The organism is Candidatus Pantoea communis (genome assembly GCF_011752685.1).
Lineage (GTDB): Bacteria > Pseudomonadota > Gammaproteobacteria > Enterobacterales > Enterobacteriaceae > Pantoea > Pantoea communis.
Genome location: NZ_VWXC01000019.1, coordinates 109543 through 117208, shown reverse-complemented (window position 1 = coordinate 117208; position 7666 = coordinate 109543). Strand labels below are relative to the sequence as shown.

General features: G+C 51.7%; 5 protein-coding genes and 1 pseudogene. 5 read left to right on the top strand and 1 reads right to left on the bottom strand.

Translation table 11 applies throughout. The features are described 5' to 3' along the window. The 5 genes and pseudogenes from F3J37_RS21590 to F3J37_RS21570 all read left to right on the top strand — a co-directional run. Window positions 1–770, top strand: a 770-nt coding sequence (locus tag F3J37_RS21590) for an LLM class flavin-dependent oxidoreductase (RefSeq protein WP_166935664.1), incomplete at its 5' end; no start/stop codon positions are given. A gap of 11 nt (window positions 771–781) precedes the next feature. Then, complete coding sequence (locus tag F3J37_RS21585) at window positions 782–2248, top strand: aldehyde dehydrogenase (RefSeq protein ID WP_166935662.1); 1467 nt, start codon at window positions 782–784, stop codon at window positions 2246–2248. A gap of 240 nt (window positions 2249–2488) precedes the next feature. Next, the gene (locus tag F3J37_RS21580) at window positions 2489–3886 is read left to right on the top strand and encodes a purine-cytosine permease family protein (RefSeq protein WP_166935660.1); all 1398 of its coding nucleotides are present in this window, start codon (window positions 2489–2491) and stop codon (window positions 3884–3886) included. A gap of 625 nt (window positions 3887–4511) precedes the next feature. Further along, on the top strand, window positions 4512–5867 hold the full coding sequence (locus F3J37_RS21575) for an amidohydrolase family protein (RefSeq protein WP_240154152.1): 1356 nt from the start codon (window positions 4512–4514) through the stop codon (window positions 5865–5867). Between the two features lie 233 nt (window positions 5868–6100). Further along, window positions 6101–6232, top strand: a pseudogene (locus F3J37_RS21570) (transposase); the annotation flags it as partial. Between the two features lie 213 nt (window positions 6233–6445). Here F3J37_RS21570 and F3J37_RS21565 read toward each other — a convergent pair. Beyond that, window positions 6446–7630, bottom strand: coding sequence for an MFS transporter (locus F3J37_RS21565; protein WP_166935658.1), 1185 nt, complete (start codon window positions 7628–7630; stop codon window positions 6446–6448). Between the last annotated feature and the right edge of the window lie 36 nt (window positions 7631–7666).

Sequence of the window (7666 nt, the reverse complement as noted above, 5' to 3'; positions counted from 1 at the left end):
AAGCGGCAATGACGGACTTGATCACCAAAGGGCGTCTGGATCTCGGGATTGCACGCGGTGCGTACTCCTATGAATACGAGCGTCTGATGCCGGGAATGGATGCCTGGGAAGCGGGCCAGCGTATGCGAGAGCTGGTTCCGGCGGTAAAAGCGTTGTGGAAAGGCGATTACGAACACAAGGGTGAGTTCTGGAATTTCCCGTCTACGACTTCATCGCCACAGCCCAAGCAGCAGCCGCATCCGCCAATCTGGGTCGCCGCCCGCGATCCGAACAGTCATGAGTTTGCGGTGAAGAACGGTTGCAACGTGCAGTGTACGCCACTGCATCAGGGGGAAGAGGAGATCACGCGTCTGATCACCACCTTTAAAGACGCCTGCCGTGAATACGCACCCGATCAGCCGCTGAAAATCATGCTACTGCAGCATGGATTCGTCGCCGAGGATGAGGCAGATGCGCAGCAAGCCGCTATTGAGCTCAATCGTTTTTATAACTACTTCGGCGCCTGGTTTAAGAACGAGCGCCCGGTGGAGCAAGGCCTGATTAAACCGCTGACGGAAGAAGAGATCGCGGCGAACACCTATTACAGCGTGGAAGGCATGCGAAAAAACCTGGCGATCGGCAATCCTGACCAGGTGATCGCGCGTCTGAAAAACTATGAGGCGATGGGCTACGATGAGTACGCATTGTGGCTGGACAGCGGTATGACCTTCGAGCGTAAAAAAGCCTCGCTGGAACGCTTCATTAAACATGTTGCACCTGCATTTCACTAAGCGGAGACGTCATGGAATCCTTCAAACTCTACATCGATGGCCAATTTGACGCTGGCGCAGCGACTTTTACCTCGCTGAACCCGGCCACTGCTGAGCCGTGGGCCAATATAGCCGAAGCGCGCAGCGAGCAAACCGACCGCGCGGTCCAGGCGGCAGCTCGTGCTTTTGAATCTGACGTGTGGCGTGGATTAACCGCCGGTGCGCGCGGCAAATTGCTGTTAAAGCTGGCCGATTTGATTGAACGTGACGCGCCGAAGTTGGCACGTCTGGAAACGCTCGATACCGGCAAAATCATCCGTGAAACTCAGGCGCAGATAGCCTACGTGGCGGAATACTATCGCTTCTATGCCGGGCTGGCGGACAAGATGGACGGCACCACGCTTAGCATCGATAAAGCCGATATGGAAACCTGGATCAAACGCGAACCGGTGGGGGTGGTTGCAGCGATTATTCCCTGGAACAGCCAGCTGTTTCTCTCCGCGGTGAAAATCGGGCCTGCCATCGCGGCCGGTTGTACGGTGGTGGTGAAAGCGGCAGAAGTTGCTCCGACGCCACTGCTGGCCTTCGCGGAGTTGGTGCATGAGGCCGGTTTCCCGGCTGGCGTCATCAACGTGATCACCGGATTTGCTAAAGGATGTGGCACGGTGCTGACACAGCATCCGCTGGTTGATCACATCGCCTTTACCGGCGGAGCAGATACCGCGCGCCATATTATTCGCAACAGTGCAGAAAACCTGGCGAGTACCTCCCTGGAATTAGGCGGGAAATCCCCGTTTATTGTGTTTGCTGATGCTGATTTAGACAGTGCAGCCAATGCGCAGGTGGCGGCCATCTTCTCTGCCTCAGGACAGAGCTGTGTGGCGGGATCGCGTCTGTTGGTGGATGAGCAGATTAAAGATGCCTTTATTGAAAAGCTCACCAGCAAAGTGCGCGGGATTGTGATTGGCTGCCCGCAACAGCAGGAGACGCAGTTTGGTCCACTTTGTACCGAGCGGCAGAAAAGCAATATCGAGCAGGTAGTGAGTCGCAGCATCGAGCAGGGCGCGCGTCTGGTGATCGGCAATCAGCCTATCGATCGCCCCGGTTTCTATTATCCGCCCACCATTCTCGATTGCAGCAGCGTGCCAAATGCGGAAAGCGTGGTGCAGGAGCTATTTGGCCCGGTCTTGTCGGTGCTGACGTTTAAGGATGAAGCCAACGCGATTCGTCTAGCCAACGGCACAGAGTATGGTCTGGCGGCAGGCGTATTCACCCAGAACCTGACACGCGCCCATCGCGTCACGCGTAAGTTACGCAGCGGCGTGGTCTGGCTGAATACTTATCGCGTGGTTTCACCGCTGGCGCCATTTGGCGGCTACGGTAAGTCCGGTTTCGGTCGTGAAGGTGGCATTGACGCGGCGCTGGAATACACCACCACGAAAACTGTCTGGCTGCGTACCAGCGATGAGCCGATTAGCGATCCCTTTATTATTCGCTGATTGATTAAGGTACGCATAAATGCGCACCCTGCGGGAAACAGGTTTGGAATATGTAGGGGCGTCATTTATGACGACCGTCACAGGTACAGTTGTTAAGCGTTAATTAGCACCGGGAGTCTTACCGCCAATTCTTTTAAAAAGAAGACGAAAATAAATTCGTCGGGATGGCTGCGGCTTTTTTCGCGAGGAAGGTTTTACCCACATTAAAAAACAATCCCACTTTGATAATTGGAGGGTACGATGAATACACAACCACGTCAGAGTCAAATTATAGAAAATAAGTCGGTGGATTATGTCCCGGAATCGGAACGCCAAGGTAAATCGCACAGTTTATTTACCTTGTGGTTCTGTACCAATATTGCACCCTTGGCGGTTGTCAGCGGCGCGATTGCCACCGAAACGTTTCATCTGAATGTTATTTCTGCTTTAACCGCGATTGTTGCCGGCCATCTGTTTGGCGGGATCTTCCTTGCGTTAACCTCTGCGCAAGGGCCGAAAGTCGGCATTCCACAAATGGTGCAGAGCCGCGCGCAGTTTGGTCGTTATGGTTCGCTGCTGGTGATCAGCTTCACGACGGTGATATATCTCGGGTTCTTTATCTCGAATATTTCGCTATCCGGTAAAGTCATCAACAACGTCTTCCCGTCGATGCCGGTAAGCAGTGCCACGGTCATTGGCGCTATTCTTGCCACCGCCATTGGTATCGTCGGATATCATTTTATCCACCGCATCAATAAAGTCGGCGCATGGATCATGGGTGCGGCGCTGATTTTGGGCCTGGCGCTGATGGTGTCACAACCCTTTCCGGCTGACTTTTGGTCTCGCGGCAGCATGAGTGCAGCAGGGTGGTTTGGCACTTTCTGCATAGGTGCGGTATGGCAAATCAGTTTCTCGCCCTATACCTCTGACTATTCGCGCTACCTGCCCGCCAATGTCGGTATTGCACGCCCGTTTATTGCCACCTATCTGGGTGCCTGTGGGGGTACTATTCTGGCCTTTATTTTCGGCATGATGGCGGTCAATATTGCGCCAACCAGTGATGCTATGATGTCAGTGCGCCACGCCACTGGCTGGCTCGGCCCGATATTAATGGTGCTGTTCCTGATTAATATTATCTGCCATAACTCGATGAACCTGTACGGCGCAGTGTTATCACTGATCACCGCAGTGCAAACGTTCCGTCCTCACTGGACACCGGGAGCCGCCGTTCGGTTGGTGGTTTCAGCGTTGGTATTAGTGGGAAGCGTGTTGGTCGCGCTGGCGGCATCGCAGAACTTTGTTTCCTTCTTTATCAATTTGATTCTGGCGTTGATTGCGGTATTGATTCCATGGATTGTGATTAATCTACTGGACTTTTATTATGTGAATAAGCAAAAGTATGACGTTGAAGCGATATTTCGTGCAGACGGCGGACGTTATGGATTGCTCAATACCCAGGCATTGCTGGTCTATTTCGCTGGAATCTTAGTGCAAGTGCCCTTTGTTGAAAATGCATTCCTTTCCGGTCCCTATGCGAATTTAATTCCGGGTGTGGATATTTCATGGATCATCAGTTTTGTGGTGACCAGCATAGCTTATCCAATATTTCATCGCAAAACCCAACCATTGTTGGCACGGGTCAGTGATAGCAACGCTTGAATTAAAAGCAAGTTATAATATTAAAAACCAATTGATTTGACCGCTATCATAAAACTGTAAAGTATTCACATCTCAACCAGGCGCGAGGGCGTCTGGTTTATAAAAAGTAAAGATGGTATGCGAGAATAACAGGGATGCCGGCTATGAATAACTGCAGCCCAGTTTGGTGAAACTTGCTGAAGTGAGGATGCGGATACCTAGCAGCGCAATTTATTTAGCGTCTTGTATAACCCGCGTTATAAATCGCGCCGCTGTAGACTGTGCTGGCTGTTAGTCATGAGAAAGAGAGGGCATGAGTGCGTCGGCGAATATTTTATGAAACATAATTATGATTTTGATATTAGGTATATGATTGATAAATAGTGTTTTTCATATCAATCCAGTTTAGACCCACTATCTACAGACTGGCGGAGTGGCTGAGCTTAAACAATTTAAGCGAGGGTAAATCCGATAAGAAACTACCTGGACTTCGGTCAGTATCAAAGGGCTAAGTCTTGTTTTACTACCTTGAGTAAAATGTGCATATTTTCAATGGAATCAGATATTAAGTATTAACGTTTTCTATTCATCGTAATGTCAGTGCCTATACTCTGAGTTATCCCCACTAACTCACGAAGGAGTAGTTATGTCCTGTAAACTTCGCGCTGTTTTGTTTACCACCAGTTGTATCTCTGCTTCGGTTAGCGCCGCCACTGACAACACATTGCTCATCCGTCAGGGTTACCTGTTACCCATGACAGCCAATGGAGTGGGCGAACCTTCAACCGACATACTGATCCACAATAACCAGATAGTGAAGATTGGCAAAAATCTTGTGGCCCCCGATGCAAAGATAATAGACGCCCGTGGTAAGTATGTCATGCCGGGGTTTGTCGATGCGCATAATCATTTATGGGTCACCACCATGCGCGGCCAGTTCAGAAACAAGCAGGGTAAATTTTTCCCTGTCAGCAATAAGTTAGCAAAGGAGATGCAGCCGGATGACATCTGGCAGGCAATGTATTCTGGTTCGCTTGAACTGTTACAGTCAGGGGTCACAACGACGGGTGACTTCTTTGATAACATACGTGGTCCTGCCTGGGGTGATGCAGGTTTCAGGGCGCTGGAAAAGAGCGGTATTCGCGCCATCATGTATTATGGTGGTCCTGACAAAACCACCAAAAATATGATTGATTTGAAGCACCTGGCTGAACTTAAAAAGCAGTCAACCAGTCGCGTCCAGCTTGGGTTGGGCTGGCGGGTCCCCCGGGATTTATCCAGCCAGCAGAACTGGGCAATGCGGGATGAAGAATACAGGTTTGCTGTTCAGCACAAGCTGCCGATTCAGGTGCATGTCAGCGGCGATGCTCGCGCAATGTTTGATGCACTGATAGACCGTCAATACTTATCACCATTACTGACAGTCATACACGCAAGCGATGCGCTGCCACAGCAATTAAACGCCTTGCAGAGAGCAGGCGGTGGACTGGTGTTAACGCCAGTCAGCGAACAACGCGTCGGTTATGGGTTGACGCTGCTTAATCAATTTAAGGGTGTTGAAAGGCAGGGCCTGGGCATAGATGGGAATGCTTTGTCTGGCGGAGCTAATATATTCGAGACGCTTCGCACAGCAGCGCTGACTGAAAGCGGTGATGCTAAAGATGAAGCACTTCCAGACCCGCGTGAGCTACTGATGCTGGCTACACGTCGCTCTGCTGAATCGATTGGATTGGGTGCAATAACCGGAACCCTTGAAGAGGGTAAGCGGGCAGACATTCAGATAATCAATCCTAATACCCTGAATATGGCAGGTTTTGGCGGCGGCGACCCGGCAGCACTCATCGTCTACTCGGCTCAGCCGGCAAATGTGGAGACCGTCATTGTCGACGGTCACATTATCAAAGCAGATGGCAAACTGCAGGGTATAAATCTGGTAGAGCAGCTGAGGGCCTCTAATGCTTCGGCTAAAAGGCTTCTGGAGAGAAGTGAATCGCAGATGTAATGGTGTTTACCACTGTCCTTACAATAAGGACATAACGAGCAAGCTGAGGGGCATTGCTGCCTCTCAGCGAATTATGCCAATTTCCGCAGATCAGACGCAAAAGAGTGGATGATGAACACGCCGCTGAAGAAGGAGCGCTGTGGTGTGGCTTACGAAGACATGACTAAAGTTGAATCGCCACAGGTTTAACAGAGACCTCAGGGGCAATTAAGATGGCTTAAAGAGAGGTGCCCATGAGCGCTAGGCGTTATCCTGGAGAGTTCAAAATTGAAGCAGTTAAACAGGTCGTTGATCGCGGCCATTCCATTACAAGTGTCGCCACGCGTCTTGATATCACCAAGCACAGCCTCTATGCCTGGGTAAAATATCGGCTCTGAATCGCCTTCGCTGTTGCTAATCACAGCCGGTGATAACCCTCAGCGGCTTCAGTCTGAGTCAGGCTTTCTAATTAGGGCGAACGCACCGCAATGTGTCGCGCGTCGCCCTAAATGATTGCAGCTTAACCAAATAATTAACATTGAACACATTTATTTCACGCTTAATGCGTGATTTTGTGAGGGCGGAAGTGTTGGTGAGTGCTAGCGGCTGATGATAGCTGAAGGGGTTTTACTGTGCGGTCGTAGCCATTCGGTGGCGATCATGATCAATGCTAAAACCACACCAAAGCTGCACACCGCATACCATCCCCATAATAAAAAGAGGCGAGTGGCCAACAGCGTGCCCAGGGAGCCGCCAACAAAATAGCCGCACATATAGATGCTGTTGATGCGCCCACGCGCAGCCAGATCCAGCGTAAACGCGGCGTTCTGATTGGCGGAATGGCTTAATCCTGCACCGCCGTCGAGCAATAACAGCCCAATCACCATAAACACCAGACTTTTTTCAGCAGCAAACAACAGAATAAAACCGGATAACATCAGCGCCCCCGACAGCAACTGCGTATGGCGAAACTGACCGCGATCGATAGCGCGTCCGGCTAGCGACGCCGCGCCTGCGCCCGCCATGCCCGCTAAACCAAACAGACCGGCGATATTTGGCCCATAGCCAAACTGCTGTTGCAGCCAAATGGCGTAGGTTGCCCAAAACGCCATAAACAGCGCAAACGTGATGGCACCTTTCAGCGTGTGGCGGCGCAGCGCGGGCAGTTGTCGGGTCATATTGATGCTGGATTTCAGCAGTTTGCGATAAGATTGCCGCTCGTGATGGCGACTTTGCGGCAACACCCAGCGCAAATAGGCCGCCAGCAGCAACATCACAATCGATGCGACAAAATAGAGCGTGCGCCAGCCAGATGCACTGGCGACCCATCCCGCCAGCACTTTTGACAGCAGCACGCCGCTTAATACACCGGAAAGCACCAATCCTGACGCCTGACCGGCACGTCCGGCGGGTGCCAGCAGCGCAGCGAAGGGCGTCAGTAGCTGTGGAACCACGCCCCACAAACCAAGCAAAAAACCGCCCGCCAGCAGCCAAGCTGGTGTCGCCGCATATCCCTGAATCAATAACGCCGCGCTGGCAAGCAGCAACAAACTTACAATCAGGCGACGTCGCTCCAGCAAGTCAGAGAGCGGCAGCAGGAAAAAAATGCCCAACGCGAAACCCAACTGCGTCAGCGCCGGTAGCCAGCCGACGTCGGCCAGAGAAACATGTAAAGAAGAGGCAATCGAGGGCAGCAGCGGCTGAGAGTAGTGTAAATTCGCCGCGCCCAAACCGGCAGCAACGGCCATAACCCAGATTACCAGCGGAATTTTCGTGGATGACATAGCATCTCCATCAACAAGCAGGCGCTGCCGAGACAA

What these genes read in the sequence shown, in the direction of transcription:
- F3J37_RS21585 (WP_166935662.1), top strand. Translation starts at nt 782, where the DNA reads ATGGAATCCTTCAAACTCTACATCGATGGCCAATTTGACGCTGGCGCA.
- F3J37_RS21580 (WP_166935660.1), top strand. Translation starts at nt 2,489, where the DNA reads ATGAATACACAACCACGTCAGAGTCAAATTATAGAAAATAAGTCGGTG.
- F3J37_RS21575 (WP_240154152.1), top strand. Translation starts at nt 4,512, where the DNA reads ATGTCCTGTAAACTTCGCGCTGTTTTGTTTACCACCAGTTGTATCTCT.
- F3J37_RS21565 (WP_166935658.1), bottom strand. Translation starts at nt 7,630, where the DNA reads ATGTCATCCACGAAAATTCCGCTGGTAATCTGGGTTATGGCCGTTGCT.